Genomic DNA, 19,668 nt, shown 5'->3' on the forward strand with positions numbered 1-19,668 from the left:
GCCCGGTCGACAGCCTCCCGCTGAGCACGCAGGCGTCCCGCCTCCGGCGAGGCGGGACGGTCCGGACGGCCCCGACCGCCCTGACGGCCTGGGCGTCCCCGGCCCGAACGTCCTGCGCCGGCGCCCCACCGTCAGCGGTCAGCGGGCTCCGCCCTTCGCATGGCGTCCGAACTGCTCGTCCAGGACGGACAGTCGGCGCCAGTACTCGTCCTCGTCGATCTCACCGGCCGCGAAGCGACGGCCCAGCACCGCGATCGGCGAGCGCTCGCCGAATTCCACGGGCCCCCGCCGCCAGTGGGCGCGTCCGCGCCACCCGGCGCGCCTCAAGAGGAAGACCGCACCGCCGACGACCAGCGCCCACATCAGCGGGAAGAGCAGAATCCACGGTCCGGGGCCGCCGCCGTCGGCGAAGCCGTGCGCCAGGGTGTTCATGATGATCGCGCTCCTCGGGAGTGGTTGCCTCATGGCCACTTCTCATGGCCACTTCGAGGATCACTCCCTTACGGTGCCCCGGTCGTCGTACGGCCGACGACACTCCCGTTACCTCCTGGGGAGTACGCGCGCCAGGGGCATCCCGTTCTGTACCTACTAGTGTGTACGATCGAATCGACCGCAGCGACCGGACACGAACGCACGCCCCGCCGACAGGAGTTCACCGATGCTCGTCATGCAGTACCGGATCACCCTGCCCGCCGACTACGACATGAGGATCATCCGGGACCGGGTGGCGACGAAGGGGCCGCTGCTCGACGACTTCTCAGGGCTCGGCCTCAAGGCGTACGGCATCCGGGAGCGCGGTGTGGGCGGCTCGCCGGTCCATCAGTACGCCCCGTTCTATCTGTGGACCGCGCCCGAGGCCATGAACCGCTTTCTGTGGGGCCCTGGATTCCATGGCATCGTCCGGGACTTCGGCAGGCCCGCGGTCGAGCACTGGCAGGGGCTCGCCTTCGAACGGGGCCCGGCCGCGGGCGCCGTGCCGCGCGCCGCCACCCGCCACGCCGCGCCGGTCCCGGCCGCCGCCGATCCCGCCTCCGTCGTCGAGGACGCGCTGGCGCGACTGGCCGAGCGCGCCCGTACGGACGGCGTCCACACGACGGCACTCGGCATCGACCCGCGCGGCTGGGAGCTGATCCACTTCACGCTCTGGGAGGACTCCGCACCGCCCTCGGAGCCCGGCGACCGCTACCAGGTGCTCCATCTGTCGACCCCGGACCTGGCCGCGCTCCCCCCGGGCCGCCAGTGGTGACCGCCGTAAGGAGCGCGCGGTGGTCCGGTGAGCGCCGTAAGGAGCGTGCGGTGGTCCGGTGAGCGCCGTAAGGACCGCGCGGTGGTCCCCGGTGACCGTCGTAAGGTCCGCGCCCTCCCGGGCCACCGGCCATAGGCGGGTCAGCCCACGCCCAGGGCCGCCAAGGGGTCGTCCAGCACCGGCTGCCACGCCAACTCCGCCGCGCCCACCAGGCTGTTGTGGTCCAGGGTGCACGGCAGAATCGGCACGCCCCCGCTCCGGCCCCATAGGCTCCGCTCCGCCACCACCGCGCGCAGCCGCTCCGGGTCGGCTTCCAGGAGTTCGCGGTGCAGCCCGCCGAGGATGATGCGGTCCGGGTTGAGGATGTTGACCAGACCGGCGAGCCCGAGGCCGAGGCGGTCGATGAGCTGGCAGGTGGCGGCCCGTACGGACGGCTCCGTGGCGTACTCCTCGCGCAGCAGATCGCGGGCCTGCTGGAGCAGGGACACCTCCGGGCCCGGGTCGCGCCCGGCCGCCGTGAGGAAGGCGAGCGGATCGGCCTCGATGTCCAGACAGCCGCGGCTGCCGCAGTGGCAGGGCGGGCCCTCGGGGTTGACGGTCAGATGGCCCACTTCGAGGGCGAGCCCGGCGCTGCCCGTGTGCAGCCTTCCGTCGAGCACCAGCGCGCCACCGACGCCCCGGTGCCCGGTGGCGACACAGAGCAGATGCTGGGCGCCGCCGCCCGCGCCATGGCGGTGTTCGGCGAGCGCGGCCAGGTTGACGTCATTGCCCGCGAAGCCGGTGACCGGCTCCCCGTCGTCGCCGCGGATACCGGCGGCGGCGAGGCTGCGGTTGAACAGCTCGCGCACCGGAGCGCCCGCGGGCCAGGCGACGTGCAGCGGGTTGAGGGCGGTGCCCTCCGGTTCGGCGACCGCGGACGGGACGGCGAGCCCCGCGCCCACACAGCGGCGGCCGGTCTCTCGCAGCAGCCGGGCACCGGCCTCCACGACCGCGTCGATGACATGCGCCGGGTCCGCGGGCACGGTCATGCAGCCCGGGGCGGTGGCCACGGTCCGGCCGCCGAGCCCGACGAGCGCCGCGCGGAAGCCGTCGGCGTGCACCTGGGCGGCGAGCGCGACCGGCCCTCGGGGGGCGATCGACAGCCGGTGCGAGGGACGGCCCTGCGCCCCGGCGGCCCCGAGCGGCCGTGAGTCGACCTGGATCAGGCCGAGCGCCTCCAGCTCGGCTGCGACGGCGCCCGCGGTCGCGCGGGTCACCCCGAGCTCGGCCGTGAGCACCGCGCGGGTGGGCGCGCGGCCGGTGTGGACGAGTGCCAGTGCCGGGCCAAGAGCGCTTCGGCCGCGCTCGAGCCTTGTCCGTGTCTGGGTCACGCCCCTATTCTCACTTTGTGCCGACTCCAAACAAAACACGGACGGCCATTCTGGGCGCGCGCCGCTCCGTCACCGCCGATCGCGACCTCGCCCGACTCCGCGCCGCCATCACCGCGTTCTTCTTCCTCGACGGCTTCGTGTTCGCCGGATGGGTCGCCCGGATCCCCGCGATCAAGGACCAGACGAGCGCCTCGGAGGGCGCGCTGGGGCTGGCCCTGCTCGGCGTGTCCGCGGGCGGGACGGCCACCATGATGGCCACCGGACGCCTGTGCCGCCGCTTCGGCAACCATCCGACGACGGTGGCCGCCGGTGTCCTGTTCGCGGGCTCGGTCGCGCTGCCGCCGCTGACCCACTCCGCACTCGCCCTCGGCCTGGTGCTGCTGGTCTTCGGCACCGGGTTCGGCGCGCTCAACGTGGCCATGAACAGCGCGGCGGTCGACCTCATAGCCGCTCTGCGCCGGCCGGTCATGCCCGGTTTCCACGCCGCCTTCAGCCTGGGCGGGATGGCCGGGGCCGGGCTCGGCGGGCTGATCGCCGACCACCTCTCCCCCACCCGCCATCTGTCGCTGCTGGCGGTCTTCGGGCTGCTGCTCGCGGCCGCCGCCGGCCGGACGCTGATCTCGCTGCCGGTGCCCGCGCCACGGGACGCCGCCGGGCCCGCGGCCGAGTCCGGGAACGGCGCCGCCCCCGAACCGCCGCCCGGCGCGGAGCGGCCGGGCCGCGCCCGGTGGCTCGTCGGCGTCTTCGGCCTGGTCGCGCTCTGCACGGCGTACGGCGAGGGCGCGATGGCCGACTGGGCGGCCCTCCATCTGCACCAGGACCTCGACGCGTCCGCCGGACTCGCCGCCGCGGGCTACTCCGTCTTCGCGCTGATGATGGCCGTCGGCCGGCTGAGCGGCACCACCCTGCTCGAACGGCTCGGCCAGACCAGGACGTTGATCGCGGGCGGCGCCACGGCCGCGGCCGGCATGCTGCTGGGCTCGCTCGCGCCCACGGTCTGGCTCGCGCTCCTGGGCTTCGCGGTCACCGGGCTGGGGCTGGCCAACCTCTTCCCCGTCGCCATCGCGCGGGCCGGCGCGCTGACGGGGCCGGGCGGGGTCGCCGCGGCCTCCACGCTCGGCTACGGCGGGATGCTGCTGGGCCCGCCGACGATCGGCTTCCTCGCCGACTGGTACTCGCTGCCGATCGCGCTCACCACGGTCGCGGCGCTGGCGGCCGTGGCGGCGGTGGTCGCCTACGGCACGCGGAACGCCGTGCGCCCGGCCGGAAACTGACGCCCCCGCCGTCCCGGTCCCGGCCGATGTCGGAGGCGGCTGGCATGATTCCGCCATGGATACTGCCGAGTTGATCGAAATCGTGGACCGCGAGGGCCAGTTGCTGGCCGACGCCGTGGCCGAGGCCGGAGTGGACGCCCCGGTGCCCACCTGCCCCGACTGGCGCGTCCGTGACCTGTTGTCGCACATCGGCCAGGTGCACGGCTGGGCCGCGCGGATCGTCGGCGAGGGCCTGACGGACCCGGTCCGGCCGACGCTCCAGCCGGCCCCGGCCGATGCCGAGCTGGTGTCCTGGTACCGCGAGGTCCATGGACGGATGGTGGGCGCCCTCACCGATGCCGACCCCGAGCTGAAGTGCTTCACCTTCCTGCCCTCGGAGTTCCCGCTGGGCTTCTGGGCCCGGCGCCAGGCCCATGAGACGGCCATCCACCGGGTCGACGCGGAGTCGGCGCGGGGCGGGGCCCTCTCCCCGTTCACCCCGGAGTTCGCAGCCGACGGCGTCGATGAGCTGCTGGTCGGTTTCCACAGCCTGGACCGGTCCCGGGTGCGCACGGACACCCCGCGCACGCTCCGGGTCAGGGCCACGGACCATGACGCGGTGTGGACGATGCGGCTGTCGCAGGACGTTCCGCACACCGTGCGCGACGGCGAGGGGGCGGCCGACTGCGAGCTGAGCGGCCCGGCCGCCGACCTCTATCTCGCGCTCTGGAACCGGCTGCCGATCACCGCGCTGCACACGGAGGGGGACGAGAAGCTGGCCGAGCTGTGGCGGGAGCACTCGGGCATCTGAGACGCCCAGCCATTGGGTTACCGGCGAGTAATAACACGTGCTAGCTTCCTGATATGTCACGTCGATCGATGTCCGCGCGCCGCCTGCGCCGCGCGATGAACTGGTGGCCGCCCTATCTCTTCGCCGGAGTGCGGGTGGTCCACCTCGCGGAGGACTGGAGCGGTGTCCGGGTCAGGCTGCGGCTGCACCGGTTCAACTCCAACTACGTGGGGACCCATTTCGGCGGTTCGCTGTTCGCGATGAGCGACCCGTTCTGGATGCTGCTGGTGATGAACCGGCTCGGCCGGGACTACATCGTCTGGGACAAGGCCGGCGAGATCGACTTCGTCTCGCCCGGCCGCGGCGATGTGTTCGCCGACTTCAAGCTCACCGAGGAGCGGCTGGAGGAGATCCGCGAGGCCACGGCGGGCGGCGGCAAGGCGCTGCCGTGGTTCGAGAACGATGTGGTCGCCGCGGACGGTACGGTCGTGGCACGGGTGCGCAAGCAGCTCTATGTGCGCCTCAAGCAGCGTGACGGGCAGCGCGAGCCGGGGCGGACCGACTCGGCGGCAGCCACCGGACAGCAGACGGAGGACTGATTCGAGATGACCGGACCCCGTTCCCAGGACGAGCGCGACGCGCTCACCGTCGAGATAGTGTTCGCCCTGGTCACGGCCGGTCTGCTGGCGGCGGTGCTCTACATCGCCGTCGCGAGCCCCGCGCTCTTCGGCGATCTGGGCCGGGCCCGGGAGACGGCCTGGAAGGGCGCCGCCTTCGCGGTGGCCACCGCCGGATTCGCCGTCCGCCTGGTGCGGGCGCTGTGGCTCTTCTCCCGGCAGCGGCGCTGATGGCCCAGGGCCCGCGGCCGGCACGGTGGCAGTGCGCGGGATCGCGCTGGGGCCACCGCGGGCCCGCGCTCGTCTGGCGCCATCCGGCCCAGGGTGAACGGCTCTCCCCGCTGACACCGGACCGCCCGCTCTCCTTCACCACCGGGCCCCGGCGCGACTGCGTCGGCGTCCGCAGAGGCGCCCGGCACACCCCGTGCCCGGCCGGGGCCGAGGTCCCGGCCGCCGCCGTATCGGCGCAGTGCCCGGACTGCGCCCGGCTGGACCGCTCGTACTCCGTGGCCGCCGACACCCGTACGGACGACCCGCGCCCCTACGACGTCTATCTCGCCTGGTTCGGCCCGGATCTGATCAAGGTCGGGATCACCGCGGCCGAGCGGGAGGGGGCACGGCTGCTGGAGCAGGCCGCGCTCTCGTACTGTCTGCTGGGCCGTGGCCCGCTGATGGCCGCGCGCCGCGCCGAGGCCGTGCTGGGCACAGCGCTCGGCGTCCCGGACCGCTTCCCCTACGCCGCGAAGCGCACCGCCCGCGAGGCCGCGCCGCCCCCGGAGCGGCGGGCCGTCGACCTGGCCGCGCTCCACCAGCGGGCCCGCGGCCTGGCCGGGCTGCCGGAGTCGCTCGCCCTGGCGCCGTTCGAGCCGGTGCACCATGACGCGGCGTTCCATCTGGACCGGGTGCGCCCCGCGCTGGGGCTGGTCCGGCTCGTCCCCGAAACCACGGTGGCCGGTCGGATCGACGCCGTGGCGGGCCCGGACATCCACCTGGCCGCGACGGACGGCCGGATCCTGCTGCTGGACAGCCGCCAACTGGCGGGCTGGCCGCTGACGGCGGCCGCGGCGGACGCCCCGACGACGGCGCCGGTGGCGGCGCGGGAGCGGGACGCGGAGGCCCCGGAGGGGCTGTTTTGAACGAAGGACTCAGAGAACACCCTGTGCACCTGGCACCCTCGCCACCGCTCCCCGAGCGCGGGGCCTTCCTCAGCCCAGCCAGCCGGGCCGGACCAGACCCGACTCATAGGCGAGCACGACGAGTTGGGCACGGTCCCGGACGCCCAGTTTGACCATCGTGCGGCTCACATGGGTCTTGGCGGTGAGCGGGCTGACCACGAGCCGCCGGGCGATCTCCTGGTTCGACAGCCCCATGCCGACCAGGGCCATCACCTCCCGCTCCCGCTCGGTCAACTCCGCCAGCGCCGCCGCGGGCGCGGGTTCCCTGGAACGGGCCGCGAACTCGGCGATGAGGCGGCGGGTCACCCCGGGCGACAGCAGCGCGTCGCCACCGACGACCGCGCGCACCGCCCGCAGCAGCTCCTCCGGTTCGGTGTCCTTGACCAGGAAGCCGGAGGCGCCGGAGCGGATCGCCTCGAAGACGTACTCATCGAGTTCGAAGGTGGTCAGCATGACCACCTTCACCTCGCCGAGGGCCGGGTCCTCGGTGATCCGGCGGGTCGCGGCGAGGCCGTCGAGCACCGGCATGCGGATGTCCATGAGGACGACATCGGGGTGCCGCTCCCGCACGAGCGCCAGCACCTGCTCCCCGTCGGCCGACTCGCCGACCACCTCGATATCCGGCTGCGCGGCCAGCAGGGCGCGGAAGCCCGCGCGGACGAGGATCTGGTCGTCGGCGAGCGCGACACGGATCACGGCGTCTGCCCTGTCCCCCTCGTTCATGGTGTCTCCCTCCCGCCCCTGAACGGGATCCGGGCCCGGACGCGGAAGCCGCCGTCCGGGCGGGTGCCCGCCGCCACCGTGCCGCCGAGCGCGGCGGCCCGCTCGCGCATGCCCACCAGGCCGTTGCCGCCGCCCGTCACCTCGCCTCCGGCCGCCGGACCGTCGTCGTCCACCCGCAGCTCCAACTCACCGGGGGCGTAGCGCAACAGGACGTGGGCGTTCCGGGAGCTGGAGTGGCGGACGATATTGGTCAGGGCCTCCTGCACGATACGGAACGCCGCGAGGTCGGCGCCGGGCGGCAGGGCGGTCCGTTCGCCCTCCACCTCCACCCGCACCGCGAGCCCCGCGTCCGCCGCCTGCCCGGTCAGCTCCTCCAGGCGGTCCAGGCCGGGCGCGGGCGAGCGCGGCGCGGAGTCGGACGCGCCGGAGGTCCGCAGCGTGTCGAGGACCTGGCGGACCTCGCCCAGCGCCTCCTTGCTGGCCGCCTTGATGGTGGTCAGCGCGGTGCGGGCCTGTTCGGGGTCCTGGTCGAGGAGGGCGAGGCCGACGCCCGCCTGGACGTTGATGACCGAAATGCTGTGGGCGAGGACGTCATGCAGTTCGCGGGCGATCCGCAGCCGCTCCTCATCCGCCCGGCGCCGCGCCGCCGCCTCCCGTTCGGCCCGTTCGCGCACCCACCGTTCACGCCGTACGCGAACGAGCTCGGACGCGGCGACGATCGCCATCGCCCAGGCGGTGATCCCCAGCTCCTGCTCCCATCCGACGGGCCCGTCACCGGCCGGCGGCAGCCAGCGGTAGAGCCAGTGGCCGATGAGCAGATGGCTGCCCCACAGCAGCCCGAGCGCGCTCCACGCGGCGATCCGCCGCCCGGCGGCGACGGCCGCCACACAGGCGACGACGACGCTGAGGAAGACGGGCCCGTACGGATATCCGGCGGCGATGTAGACCACCGTCACCACCGCCGTGCCGACCACGACGGTCCCGGGGTGGCGATGGCGCAGGAGCAGCAGCGCGGGCCCGGCGAGCAGCAGCGCACCGGCCCCGGGCCCCAGGCCCACCCGGGCGGTCTGGTCGTGCGCGGCGAACCCGGTGCCCATGAGCTGGACGACGGCGATGGCGAGCGAGGAGGGCCAGGGTACGGCCGAGCGCGGTGGGCCGAAGGGCATCTCGCGCCGGCGTCCGCCCGGCCGGTGCCAGGGGCCGGGCTCCCCCGTGAATCCGTGCATACGGCAACGCTAAACCGGCCGGGCGGGCCCGGCGTCCCCCTTGCGCGGTGCCCGCACGTACTCCCGCCGGAGTACGCCGCACCGGCCGAGCCCGGACCGCCGGGATGCGCCCGGTCTTGCGCGTCACGGGCGAGGCCGCGGGACCGTCGCACGACGTATCACCGGCGAAGGCTCGGGACCGCCGCGCACCGCACTACCGACGAAGACGCGGAACCGCCGCGCGACGCATCACCGCCGCGCGACGCCACCCCCGCCGGGCGCATCACAGCCACGCGTCACACGACGCCACCGCCGCCCGGCGCGTCACCGCCACGCGACGCGCGACGCATCACCGCCGCCCGGCGCGTCGCGGCCGCGCGACGCCCGAGCTGAAGCGGCTAGCCCCGGTCCATCGCCGCCAGGGCCCGGCGGGCGGCCGGGTGGGTGCGGATCAGGTCGCCCAGGGTGGTGGTGCCGCGGGTGATCTTCGTGAAGGTGCGCCACGCCGGGCGGAAGCCGGTGAGCGCCGCGTGGAACATCCCGGGGCGGCGGGCGAAGATCGTGTACAGACGGCGGCCGACGCCCATCTCCACACCGAGCCCCGCCTTGATCGCGAAGGCGTAGTTCAGGGCCTGACGGCGGGCGTCCACCGCGTCATGCGCCTCGGCGACGCGCACCGCCCACTCCCCCGCGAGCCGGCCCGAGCGCAGCGCGTAGGAGATGCCCTCGCGCGTCCACGGCTCCAGGAGCCCGGCCGCGTCCCCGCACACCAGGACCCGGCCGCGCGACAGCGGCGAGTCGTCGGCGCGGCAGCGGGTCAGATGGCCGGAGGAGATGCTCGGCTCGAATCCGGCGAGGCCGAGCCGGGCGATGAAGTCCTCCAGATAGCGCTTGGTCCCGGCGCCCTCGCCGCGCGCCGAGATGACGCCGACGGTCAGGGTGTCGCCCTTGGGGAAGACCCAGCCGTAACTCCCCGGCATCGGGCCCCAGTCGATGAGCACCCGGCCCGCCCAGTCCTCCGCGACGGTCTCCGGAACGGGGATCTCCGCCTCCAGGCCGAGGTCCACCTGGTCCAGCTTCACGCCGACATGCGCGCCTATGCGGCTCGCACTGCCGTCCGCACCGACCACGGCCCGCGCCAGCACCGTCTCACCGTCGGCGAGCACCACGGCGACCGTGCGCCGGTCGGGCACGGCCGGGCCGTGCTGTTCGACGCGGGTGACCGCGACGCCCGTACGGACCTCGGCGCCCGCGTCCTTGGCGGCCTCGACCAGGGCCGCGTCGAACTCCGGCCGGTTGATCAGCCCGAAGAGCGCGTGCTTGGAGCGGCGGGTGCGGGCCAGCTTGCCGTTGAGCGAGAAGGTCACCGCGTGCACCCGCTCCCGCAGCGGCAGTTCGAAGCCCGGCGGGAGCGCGTCGCGCGAGGGACCGATGATGCCGCCGCCGCACGTCTTGTAGCGCGGTAGTTCGGCCTTCTCCAACAACAGCACCCGGCGTCCGGCGCAGGCGGCGGCATGGGCCGCGGAGGCACCCGCGGGGCCCGCGCCCACCACGACGACGTCCCATACCGTCTCATTGTCCGGGGCTGCGTTGTCGCTGCTCACGTGTGGATCCGCTCCCAATCGACCGACCTGATGCGCCTTCCCGGCATCCTACGGCTCCCCGACGGATGACCCCGCTGTGGGATGATCGGCCACGCGGCACCAAGCCGTACATACGTGCCCATCGCGGCGCATCCCGCCGCTCGCCCGTCGCACCCCCAAGGAGTGACCCCCATGGAGAAGGCGCCTCTCGCCGCCACCGTAGCCGCCCTTCAGCCGCGCGCCAGGGCCGAGCTGGCCGAGCTGGTGGCCTTCAAGTCGGTCGCGGACCCGGCGCAGTTCCCGCGCGAGGAGTGCGAGGCGGCCGCCCGGTGGGTCGCCGACGCCCTGCGCGCCGAGGGGTTCGAGGATGTGACGCTGCTGGACACCCCCGACGGCACCCAGTCCGTCTACGGCTTTCTGCCCGGTCCGGCCGGTGCCCCGACCGTGCTGCTCTACGCGCACTACGATGTGCAGCCCCCGCTGGACGAGGACGCCTGGCACACCCCGCCCTTCGAGCTGACCGAGCGCGACGGCCGCTGGTACGGGCGGGGCGCCGCGGACTGCAAGGGTGGCGTGATCATGCATCTCACCGCCCTGCGGGCGCTCAAGGAGCAGGGCGGGGTCCCGGTCAACGTCAAGATGATCGTGGAGGGTTCGGAGGAGCAGGGCACGGGCGGCCTGGAGCGCTATGCCGAGGCCCATCCGGAGCTGCTGACCGCCGATACGATCGTGATCGGCGACGCGGGCAACTTCCGGGTCGGGCTGCCGACGGTCACGGCCACGCTGCGCGGTATGACGCTGCTGCGGGTCTCGGTGGAGACCCTGGAGGGCAATCTGCACTCGGGCCAGTTCGGCGGGGCGGCCCCGGACGCGCTCGCGGCGCTGATCCGCGTCCTGGACTCGCTGCGCGCCGAGGACGGCTCGACCACCGTCAAGGGCCTCGAGGCGGACGCGGAGTGGGACGGGCTGGAGTATCCGGAGGAGGCGTTCCGCAAGGACGCCAAGGTGCTCGACGGGGTCGGGCTGGTCGGCTCCGGTACGGTCGCCGACCGCATCTGGGCGCGCCCCGCGGTCACCGTGCTCGGCATCGACTGCCCGCCGGTGGTCGGCGCCACCCCGTCCGTCCAGGCGAGCGCGCGGGCGCTGATCAGCCTGCGGGTGCCGCCGGGCGTGGACGCGGCCGAGGCCAGCCGGCTGCTCGCCGAGCACCTCCGGTCCTCGGTGCCGTGGGGCGCGCGGCTCTCGGTGGAGCAGGTCGGCCAGGGCCAGCCGTTCCGCGCGGACACCACGAGCCCGGCGTACACGGCGATGCGGGAGGCGATGCGCCTGGCGTACGACGGCCAGGAGATGGCCATCGCCGGGCAGGGCGGCTCGATCCCGCTGTGCAACACGCTGGCCTCGCTCTACCCGGATGCGGAGATCCTGCTGATCGGGCTGAGCGAGCCGGAGGCGCAGATCCACGCGGTCAACGAGAGCGTCTCGCCGCAGGAGTTGGAGAAGCTCTCGCTGACCGAGGCGTTGTTCCTGGGGATGTACGCGGCGGGCAAGGGCTGAGCTTCCCCCTCCCCGCCGTCGCCCCGCGGCCGGTTCCGGACCGTGGGGCGAGGGCCCGGTCCCGCTGGGTGACGCGGCGGGCCGGTGAGGCACGGGCGGGCGGACGAGGTACGAGCGGGCCGGCGGGTCAGCCGGTCGGGACGCCCGCTTCGAGGTAGAGCGGGCGGCCCTGCTCGCGGGCGCGCAGCGCCCAGCGCAGTCGGCTCAGCCGCACCGGTGGCAGCAGCGCGGCGGCCTCGCTCTCGGTGACGAAGCGCCAGCCGCGCAGTTCGGAGCCGGGCAGCAGCACCTCCCGGGCGGCCGCGCTGGAGAGCTTGCCGCCGTCGAAGAGCAGCCGCAGGCCCCCGTAGCCGGGCGGCTGGGGGCGCTCCCAGTCGGCGACCAGCAGCCGCAGGGGCTCATCCAGCCGTACACCCAGTTCCTCGGTGACCTCGCGCACCCCGGCGCACATCGGGGGTTCGCCAGGTTCGACGACGCCACCGGGGAATTCCCAGCCGGGTTTGTAGGTGGGGTCGACGAGCAGCACCCGGTCCTCCTCGTCGAAGAGCAGCACCCCGGCGGCCAGCGTCTCCGCCGTCGGCTCCGGGGTCTGCACGATGTCGCAGCTCCCGGCGCCCTCGCGGACGGCGTCGGCGATGTGCTGGGCGGTCTGGCGCGGGGTGCTGCCGGTGGTGTCCACGACATGGGCATCGGCGGTCAGCCAGGGCAGGGCGGCCCGGTAGGGAGCGAGCTGGGCCAGGCACCACTGGCGTACGGACTCGTTCGCGTCCGGGTCCCCGGGTATCTCCTCGCGCCCGGCTATCCGCTCGCGAAGGATCGTTTCATCGGTGTGGAGCAGAACATGCCGCACGGGGATGCGACGGGCCGCGAAACCACCGAAGATCTCATCCCGGTACTCCTGTCTGAGGACCGTCATCGCCACCACGAGCGGACCGCCGACCTCCGCGATCAGCGCCGCCCCGGTGTCCACGACCAGCCGGCGCCAGGAGGGCAGATCCTGGTAGTCGGACACCTGTTCAAGACGTTTACGCGGAAGCATCATCCGCAGACCGTTACCGACCAGCTCCGGGTCGTAGAACGTGCTGCCGGGCATGAAGTCCACCAATTCACGGGCCGTGGCGGTTTTACCCGCACCGAACGCACCGTTCAGCCAGACGATCACATTTCCCCCTAATCCATCGCCTCCTGACAGTTGCCCGCATCACCCTGCCACGGAAACGCCCGAAGACGACCGAGTGACGGATCGGGCCGCTCCGGACCGTATGGGCGCATGAGGCGGGGCGGTGCGGTGGGGCGCGGTCGGGGGTCGTGGGGCCCTTGTGCCACAGGGGTCACCGCGGCCACATGGACCACGGTGACCCCTGTCGTATCAGCCCTTGCTGGCGCCGAGGGTGAGTCCGGCGATGAAGTGGCGCTGCAACAGCAGGAAGACCAGCACCGTGGGCAGCGCCACGATCACCGAGCCCGCCGCGAGCAGGTTGTAGTCGGTGAAGAACTGGCCGCGCAGATTGTTGAGCGCGGAGGTGATGGGCAGCTTGTCACCGTCGGAGATGAAGACGAGCGCCCACAGGAAGTCGTTGTACATCCAGGTGAATTGCAATGTGGCGAGCGCGGCGAGCGCCGGCCGGCACAGCGGAAGCGTGATGTTCCAGTACTGCGTCCACACCCCCGCGCCATCCACCCGTGCCGCCTCCGTGATCTCCTCGGGAAGGGTGCGCATGAAGTTGGCGAGGACGAAGACGCAGAAGCCCACCTGGAAGGCGACCTGGACGGAGAGCACGGCCCAGTAGGAGTCGTACATCGTCATCGAGTCCGACATCCAATAGGGCAGATTGATCTTGGTGAAGAGCACATAGAGCGGGGTGACGATGACCTGCTGCGGCAGCAGATTGCCCGCCGAGAACACCATCAGCAGCACGAGCCCACCGCGCATTCTCAGCCGGGTCACGCAGAAGGCGACGAACGAGGCGAGAAACAGCGTCAACAGCACTCCGGGCACCGCGATGATGAGCGAGTTGATGAAGTACTTGCCCATTCCGGAGTCGTTGAACGCCTGCGCGTAGTAGTCGAACGACAGATGGCGTGGCAGCGAGAAATAGCCGTATTTGGCGGTCTCCTCGTAGGGCCGCAGCGAGGCGTAGACGGCGAGCAGCAGCGGGGCGAGAAAGGCGAGCGACACGGTCATCAAGAACGCGTGCAGCCCGAGCCTTCCACGGGTCACCCGGCGCTTGCCGGTGCCGGTCACCGGCGTCACGCTCCGTACGGGGGCGGTCCGGGTGATGGTCATCCCTTCTTCCCCCCTCGCAGTTCCTGCACCAGATAGGTCACGATGAATCCCATGGACACGGCCAGCAGGACGACGGCGATCGCGGAGCCGAAGCCGATCCGGCTGGCCTCGCCGATGATGTTGTCGGTGACCAGCACCGAGAGCAGTTCGAGCCCGTTACGGCCATGGTTGATGGCGTAGACGATGTCGAACGCGCGCAATGCCTCGATCACGGTGATGACACCGACGATGACATTGACCGGCCGCAGTGTGGGCAGCACGACCCGGAAGAAGGTCTGGGTCTCGCTGGCACCGTCGATCGCGGCCGCTTCCTTGAGCGAGGGATCGACGGATTTCAGCCCGGCCAGATAGAGGATCATCACATACCCGGTGTGCCGCCAGGCGGCCGCCAGCAGCACCATCCAGATATTGAGTTCCGGATCTCCCAGCCAGTCCACCGGGTTGTCCTTGTTGGCCAGAATCGCGTTCAGCGCACCCTGGTCACGGGAGAAGATCAACTGCGCGATGAAGCCGACGATGGCGAGGGAGAGCACCACCGGCATATAGAGGGTGGACTGGTAGAACCGGCTGAACCGGACGCCCTTGTCCAGCAGTACGGCCAGCAGCAGCCCGAAGGGGGTCGCGACAAGGCCGAGAAAGGCCACCCAGAGCAGATTGTTGCGGACGGCGGGCCAGAACGGCGGATAGTCGGTGAAGAGGGTCTTGTAGTTGTCGATGCCGACCCAGTGGATATCGCCGATCCCGTCCCAGTTGGTGAAGGACAGGCCGATGGAGGCGAGGGTCGGGCCCCAGATCAGGGCCAGGTCGAGCAGGATGGGTATGCCCAGCAGCACGCCGATAACGGCGAGGTCGCGGGAGGTGAACCTCCGGGGACCCCGCCGTTTGGCACGCCGCGCGTTGATCAGCGGCACGGCGCGAATCTCCTAATTGCCGGCGAAGATGGTCTTCTTCTGGGACTCGATGTCCTTGGTCAGGGAGTCGATGTCGTCCGGCTTGTTGATGAACTGCTGAATGGCCCGGATCATCACCTGGGACGCGAAGTCCGGCCGGGTGTCGCGGTCCATGAACTGGGATATCTGCTTCGCGTTCGAGACGAGTTCGGCGGCCTTCTTCTGGAGCGCGTTGTACGAGGAGGTGGACGCGCCGTCGTTGACCGCGATGTTGTTCGGGTCCCGCTTCAGGTAGATCTCCTCGGCGGCGGGTGTGGCGAGGTACTTCAGCAGCTCCTTGCCCTCCTTCTGCCGCTTGGACTTCTTCGCCAGCAAAAAGCCGTCGATCGGCGCCTCGACCGCGTCCTGACCATAGGCGGAGTCGATCTCGGGGAAGGCGAAGAAGTCCAGATCGTCGCGGTCGGCGGCGGAGAACTGCTGGCCGGGGTGGGGCAGTCCGAAGACCGCCATACCGGACTTCTTCTGCGCCAGGCTCTGGGCGGCCTCCTGCCAGGTCCGCCCGTTGCCGCCCTTCTGGTGGTACGGCATCAGCCCGCGCCACAGGTCGAAGACCTTTTTGACCCGGGGATCGGTCCAGGACTCCTTGCCGCCCATCAGGGAGATATGGAAGTCGTAGCCGTTGGCCCGCATATTGAGATAGTCGAAGGTCCCCATGGCGGGCCAGCCGTCCTTGTCGCCGAAGGCGATGGCGTCGAGGCCGTCCTTGTCCATGCGCTTGGCGAGGGCCCGGAACTCGTCGAAGGTCTTCGGGATCTCATAGCCGCGCTGGGCGAAGACGCTCTTCCGGTAGAAGACCGCCCAGGGGTAGTAGTAGTACGGCACGAGGTACTGCTTGCCGTCCTTGCCGGTGGACTGCGCCTTGAGCGCGTCGGAGAAGCCGTCGAAGCCCTTCCACAGATCGCTGATCTCGGCGAGCTGCCCCTGTTCGGCGAAGAACTGCATGCGGTACCCGGCGAACCACATGAAGACGTCGTCGGGGGTGCCCTTCAGATAGCGGTTGATGCCTTCCTGAAAGGCTTCGTGGTTGACGGTGTTGACCTTGACCTTCTTGTCCGACTTCTTCTCGTACGCGTTGAACACCTCGGCGAACGCCTTCCGGGGCACGGCGTCGGAGGCATTGGAGCCGATCTTCACTTCGTTGCCCGGACCACCGCAGGCGGTCAGCAGCGTCGGGAGGGCGACCGCGCCGGCTCCGGCCGCGGTACCTCGTAGCAGCGCACGGCGGGAGATCCGATGTCCTGACAATGACGGTGCCATGTGCCCCTCCACAGAGGTCCAATCAAACACAACCGAACGCGAGTGAGGGGATCTCACCCGGCACCCAGTCGAATCGTCAAGGGTTTTGACGAGATATCGAACAACTGTTATCGCATCTCTTCCAACAGACTCCAACAGGGTCTACCGTAAACGCTCGCATGTGACGCAGCCATGACACTGCGTCACCCCCGTCGAGAACGGAGGACCCGCATCGTGCGCCACCGCTGTTTTCGCCCCTCGAAGCGAAGAGTCATCGGAGCATTGAGCGCCGGCCTGCTGGCGACGGCCGGCCTGGCCCTCCCGGCCGTCGCCCAGCCGTCGCACCCCGCCGAGGTCACCACACCGGCCTCCGCGCCGGGCGCCGCGCCCGGTGACGGGCTCGCCCTCACCCCTCCGATGGGCTTCAACAACTGGAACTCCACCCATTGCCGCGCCGAGTTCAACGAGGCGATGGTCAAGGGCATCGCCGATATCTTCGTGGCGAAGGGGCTGAAGGACGCCGGATACCAGTACGTCAACCTCGACGACTGCTGGGCGCTGCCGCAGCGCGACGCGGACGGCAAGCTGGTCCCCGACCCGGTCCGCTTTCCGAACGGCATCAAGGCCGTCGCCGACTATGTCCACTCCAAGGGACTGAAGATCGGCATCTACACCAGCGCGGGCACCAAGACCTGCAACACCGCCGGTTTCCCCGGGGCACTCGGCCATGAGAAGTCCGACGCCCAGCAGTTCGCCGACTGGGGCATCGACTACCTCAAGTACGACAACTGCAATAACCAGGGTGTCGACGCCAAGCAGCGCTACCGCGCCATGCGCGACGCGCTGAAGGCCGCGTCCGAGTCCACCGGCCACCCCATCGTCTACAGCATCTGCGAATGGGGCGAGAACAAGCCATGGGAATGGGCCGGTGAATTCGGCCAACTGTGGCGGACCACGGGCGACATCAGCGATAGCTGGGGCAGCATGCTGTCGATCGCCAAGCAGAACCTGCCGCTCTCGCAGCACGCCGGACCCGGCCGCTGGAACGACCCCGACATGCTGGAGGTCGGCAACGGCGGCATGACGGACACCGAGTACCGCAGCCACTTCTCGCTGTGGTCGATCATGGCCGCACCGCTGCTGATCGGCACCGATCTGCGCAAGGCCACCGACGAGACCTATGAGATCCTCGGCAATCGCGAGGTCATCGGCGTCGACCAGGACCCGCTCGGCAAGCAGGGCACCGTAGTCTCCTCCGAGGGCGGGCGCTGGGTCATCGCCAAGGAGATGGCGGACGGCAGCCGCGCCGTCGCGCTGTTCAACGAGACCGACCGGCCGCAGCACATCGCCACCACGGCGACCGGGGTCGGGCTGCCGAAGTCGACCGCGTACCGGCTGCGCGACCTGTGGTCGCACAAGGACTACAACACCGCCGGAGCCATTTCGGCCACCGTCCCGGCCCATGGCACCGTGCTCTACCGGGCCTCGGCCGACACGCGCTGGGCCTCCTACCCGCCCCTCGCCGAACTCGGCATCGACGGCACCGCGCTGACCGAGGCCGGGGACACCGCCCAGGTCGTCACCACCCTCACCGACCTCGGCCGCACCCCGGCCCATCAGGTCTCGGTCCGCCTCACCGGCCCCGACGGCTGGCGGATCAAGGCCACCTCCCCGACCCGGGCCGCCTCGCTGCCCACCGGCTCGAAGCTGGCCACGCGCTGGCAGGTCACCGCGCCCTCCGGGGCGGCGCCCGGTGCGTACGATCTGACGGTCGGCGCCGACTACCGCTCACCGAAGGGCGCCAAGGCCGACGCGCGGCTGGTCTCGGCGGTCCATGTGGTGGTCGCACCGCCCTCCGGCAGGTCGTACGCGAGCGATCTGCCCTGGCTGAGCGCGCTCAACGGCTGGGGTCCGGTGGAGAAGAACACCAGCGTCGGCGAGAGCGGGGCGGGTGACGGCCATCCGCTCACCGTCGGCGGCACCACCTACGACAAGGGCCTGGGCGTGCACGCGCCCAGCGAGGTCACGTACTACACCGGGGGCCGGTGTTCGCGCTTCACCGCGCAGGTCGGCGTGGACGACGAGGAGGGCACCGAGGGATCGGTCGCCTTCGAGGTGTGGGCGGACGACACCAAGGTGGCGTCGTCCAAGACACTGACCAACGCCGATCCGGCCGCCGCCCTTGACGCCGCCATCGGCCAGGCGAACACGGTCCGGCTCGTCGTCACCGACGGCGGGGACGGGATCACCAGCGATCACGGCGACTGGGCCGACGCCTCCTTCACCTGCTGAGACCTTTCCACCCCACGCTGAAACCTCTCCACCACACGGAGATCCGCCCCTTCCCGCGGCCGCCCGGGCTCAGCACTCGGGCAGCCCGGGGAGGGGCTCGTCGTCATCGCCGGCCTTGACGTAGAGGACCACGCCCATGCCGCCCCGGCCGAGCCGGCCCGTCACCCGGTACCGCCCGCCCAGGAGCCTGCCGGACAGATCGCCGCCCATCTCCACCGGTGCCACCGCTCCGCTCCCCCTCGCGCTCTCCTCGGCCCCGCCTGGCCGCTGCCGGGCTTCAGGGCTTCGGGCTGAGGGCGAACGGCATAGGGGGAGACGGTGACAGCGGGGCTCAATCGCCGGTCGGATGCGTGCCCGCCACCGGGCCGAACCCCTCCAGCCGCGCCTCCTGCGCGGCCGCGGCGGCAGCGCCCACCAGCCCCGCGTCGGTGCCCATCTGTGCCGGGACGACCTCCAGCCCCTGGACGAACGACAGGGTCGCGTAGTCGCGCAGGGCGTGCCGCAGGGGCGTGAAGAGCACGTCCCCGGCGCCCGCCACTCCGCCGCCGATGACCGCCACCTCGATCTCGACGAGCGCGGCGGTCGCGGCGATCCCGGCGGCCAGGGCCTGGGCGGCCCGTTCGAAGGAGGCCCGCGCGACCGGGTCGCCGTCCCGTGCCGAGGCGGCGACTGCCTGGGCGCTGGTGTCGCCGTCCGGACCCGGGCGCCAGCCCCCGTCCAGGGCGCGGCGGGCGATGTTGGGGCCGCTGGCGATCCGCTCCACGCAGCCGCGTCCGCCACAGGGGCACAGGTCGCCGTTCAGCTCCACACTGATGTGTCCGATGTGCCCGGCGTTGCCGGTCGGGCCCGGGTGCAGCAGGCCGCCCAGGACCAGCCCGCCGCCCACGCCGGTGGAGACCACCATGCACAGCGCGCTCTTACGGCCGCGCGCCGCGCCCTGCCAGTGCTCGGCGGCCGTCATCGCGGGCCCGTCGCCGACCAGCGACAGCGGAAGTTCGCCGGTGGTCTCCCGGACCCCGGCGACCAGCGGGAAATCGCGCCAGCCGGGGATGTTGACGGGGCTGACGGTGCCCACGGAGGCGTCCACCGGGCCCGCGCTGCCGATGCCGACGGCGGCCACCCGCGACCAGTGCGCGGTGGCCGCGAGCTCCTTGAGCACGGCGGTGACCTGCCGCATCACCGTCGCGCCGGCTTCCTGGGCACGGGTGGCGCGGCGGGCCCGTACGACCAGCTTTCCGCTCCCGTCCACCAGAGCGCCCGCGATCTTGGTCCCGCCGATGTCCAGTGCGGCGATGAGGTCACGTGGCATAGGTGTCGACTCTCCTGGTGGGCATGCTGGTGGGCATGGACGTGTTCGCTGTGCGACAACAGTCTTCCCGGCGCTGAC

The 19,668-nt window shown here is 71.8% G+C and carries 19 protein-coding genes; 8 read left to right on the top strand and 11 right to left on the bottom strand.

Annotated features, from left to right (window positions below):
- Window positions 1-138: 138 nt before the first annotated feature.
- On the bottom strand, window positions 139-432 hold the full coding sequence (locus ACK1X7_RS06795) for an SHOCT domain-containing protein (RefSeq protein WP_385141039.1): 294 nt from the start codon (window positions 430-432) through the stop codon (window positions 139-141).
- Between the two features lie 226 nt (window positions 433-658).
- Here ACK1X7_RS06795 and ACK1X7_RS06800 point away from each other — a divergent pair, with 226 nt between their 5' ends.
- Entirely contained in the window at window positions 659-1,246 is a 588-nt protein-coding gene (locus ACK1X7_RS06800) for a DUF4865 family protein (protein ID WP_385141042.1), read from the top strand.
- 140 nt (window positions 1,247-1,386) lie between these two features.
- On the opposite strand, the gene ACK1X7_RS06805 is transcribed toward ACK1X7_RS06800, so the two are convergent.
- Window positions 1,387-2,616, bottom strand: coding sequence for an ROK family protein (locus ACK1X7_RS06805; RefSeq protein ID WP_014058804.1), 1,230 nt, complete (start codon window positions 2,614-2,616; stop codon window positions 1,387-1,389).
- A gap of 17 nt (window positions 2,617-2,633) precedes the next feature.
- Between ACK1X7_RS06805 and ACK1X7_RS06810 the strand changes: the two genes are divergently transcribed.
- From ACK1X7_RS06810 to ACK1X7_RS06830, 5 genes are all read left to right on the top strand, one after another.
- A complete protein-coding gene (locus ACK1X7_RS06810; RefSeq protein ID WP_385141045.1) occupies window positions 2,634-3,890 on the top strand; it encodes an MFS transporter in 1,257 nt (418 codons plus the stop codon).
- 55 nt (window positions 3,891-3,945) lie between these two features.
- A complete protein-coding gene (locus tag ACK1X7_RS06815) occupies window positions 3,946-4,680 on the top strand; it encodes a maleylpyruvate isomerase family mycothiol-dependent enzyme (RefSeq protein WP_385141048.1) in 735 nt (244 codons plus the stop codon).
- Between the two features lie 68 nt (window positions 4,681-4,748).
- Window positions 4,749-5,258, top strand: a complete 510-nt coding sequence (locus ACK1X7_RS06820; RefSeq protein ID WP_385141051.1) for a DUF4442 domain-containing protein — start codon at window positions 4,749-4,751, stop codon at window positions 5,256-5,258.
- A 6-nt stretch (window positions 5,259-5,264) separates the two neighbouring features.
- Entirely contained in the window at window positions 5,265-5,507 is a 243-nt protein-coding gene (locus ACK1X7_RS06825; protein WP_385141054.1) for a DUF6332 family protein, read from the top strand.
- The gene (locus ACK1X7_RS06830) at window positions 5,507-6,412 is read left to right on the top strand and encodes a DUF2797 domain-containing protein (protein ID WP_385141108.1); all 906 of its coding nucleotides are present in this window, start codon (window positions 5,507-5,509) and stop codon (window positions 6,410-6,412) included. Before ACK1X7_RS06825 ends, ACK1X7_RS06830 begins: the two co-directional genes overlap by 1 nt.
- Window positions 6,413-6,481: 69 nt before the next feature.
- Here the strand turns inward: ACK1X7_RS06830 and ACK1X7_RS06835 are convergent, their stop codons facing one another.
- The 3 genes from ACK1X7_RS06835 to ACK1X7_RS06845 form a co-directional block, all read right to left on the bottom strand.
- A complete protein-coding gene (locus ACK1X7_RS06835; RefSeq protein ID WP_413116856.1) occupies window positions 6,482-7,147 on the bottom strand; it encodes a response regulator in 666 nt (221 codons plus the stop codon).
- 23 nt (window positions 7,148-7,170) lie between these two features.
- The gene (locus ACK1X7_RS06840) at window positions 7,171-8,400 is read right to left on the bottom strand and encodes a sensor histidine kinase (RefSeq protein WP_385141057.1); all 1,230 of its coding nucleotides are present in this window, start codon (window positions 8,398-8,400) and stop codon (window positions 7,171-7,173) included.
- 377 nt (window positions 8,401-8,777) lie between these two features.
- On the bottom strand, window positions 8,778-9,983 hold the full coding sequence (locus ACK1X7_RS06845; RefSeq protein ID WP_385141060.1) for a geranylgeranyl reductase family protein: 1,206 nt from the start codon (window positions 9,981-9,983) through the stop codon (window positions 8,778-8,780).
- A 171-nt stretch (window positions 9,984-10,154) separates the two neighbouring features.
- Between ACK1X7_RS06845 and ACK1X7_RS06850 the strand changes: the two genes are divergently transcribed.
- Window positions 10,155-11,516, top strand: coding sequence for a dipeptidase (locus tag ACK1X7_RS06850; RefSeq protein ID WP_390794598.1), 1,362 nt, complete (start codon window positions 10,155-10,157; stop codon window positions 11,514-11,516).
- 127 nt (window positions 11,517-11,643) lie between these two features.
- Here the strand turns inward: ACK1X7_RS06850 and ACK1X7_RS06855 are convergent, their stop codons facing one another.
- From ACK1X7_RS06855 to ACK1X7_RS06870, 4 genes are all read right to left on the bottom strand, one after another.
- Window positions 11,644-12,678, bottom strand: a complete 1,035-nt coding sequence (locus ACK1X7_RS06855) for an NUDIX hydrolase (protein WP_361504304.1) — start codon at window positions 12,676-12,678, stop codon at window positions 11,644-11,646.
- Between the two features lie 207 nt (window positions 12,679-12,885).
- The gene (locus ACK1X7_RS06860; RefSeq protein ID WP_413114765.1) at window positions 12,886-13,803 is read right to left on the bottom strand and encodes a carbohydrate ABC transporter permease; all 918 of its coding nucleotides are present in this window, start codon (window positions 13,801-13,803) and stop codon (window positions 12,886-12,888) included.
- Entirely contained in the window at window positions 13,800-14,714 is a 915-nt protein-coding gene (locus tag ACK1X7_RS06865) for a carbohydrate ABC transporter permease (RefSeq protein ID WP_382956636.1), read from the bottom strand. The genes ACK1X7_RS06860 and ACK1X7_RS06865 overlap by 4 nt, the downstream gene beginning before the upstream one ends.
- A gap of 12 nt (window positions 14,715-14,726) precedes the next feature.
- On the bottom strand, window positions 14,727-16,010 hold the full coding sequence (locus ACK1X7_RS06870; protein WP_216346083.1) for an ABC transporter substrate-binding protein: 1,284 nt from the start codon (window positions 16,008-16,010) through the stop codon (window positions 14,727-14,729).
- 213 nt (window positions 16,011-16,223) lie between these two features.
- On the opposite strand from ACK1X7_RS06870, the gene ACK1X7_RS06875 reads away from it, so the two are divergent.
- Window positions 16,224-18,281 (top strand): NPCBM/NEW2 domain-containing protein, encoded by a 2,058-nt coding sequence (locus ACK1X7_RS06875; protein ID WP_385141070.1) that lies wholly within the window; start codon window positions 16,224-16,226, stop codon window positions 18,279-18,281.
- Window positions 18,282-18,350: 69 nt separating this feature from the next.
- Here ACK1X7_RS06875 and ACK1X7_RS06880 read toward each other — a convergent pair whose 3' ends face one another.
- Together ACK1X7_RS06880 and ACK1X7_RS06885 are read right to left on the bottom strand one after the other, a co-directional pair.
- Window positions 18,351-18,506 (bottom strand): hypothetical protein, encoded by a 156-nt coding sequence (locus ACK1X7_RS06880; protein ID WP_385141073.1) that lies wholly within the window; start codon window positions 18,504-18,506, stop codon window positions 18,351-18,353.
- Between the two features lie 106 nt (window positions 18,507-18,612).
- Entirely contained in the window at window positions 18,613-19,590 is a 978-nt protein-coding gene (locus tag ACK1X7_RS06885; RefSeq protein ID WP_385141076.1) for an ROK family protein, read from the bottom strand.
- Window positions 19,591-19,668 lie beyond the last annotated feature (78 nt).

Origin of the sequence: Streptomyces sp. CY-1 (assembly GCF_047218265.1) — a bacterium.
Classification (GTDB): Bacteria; Actinomycetota; Actinomycetes; order Streptomycetales; family Streptomycetaceae; genus Streptomyces; species Streptomyces niphimycinicus.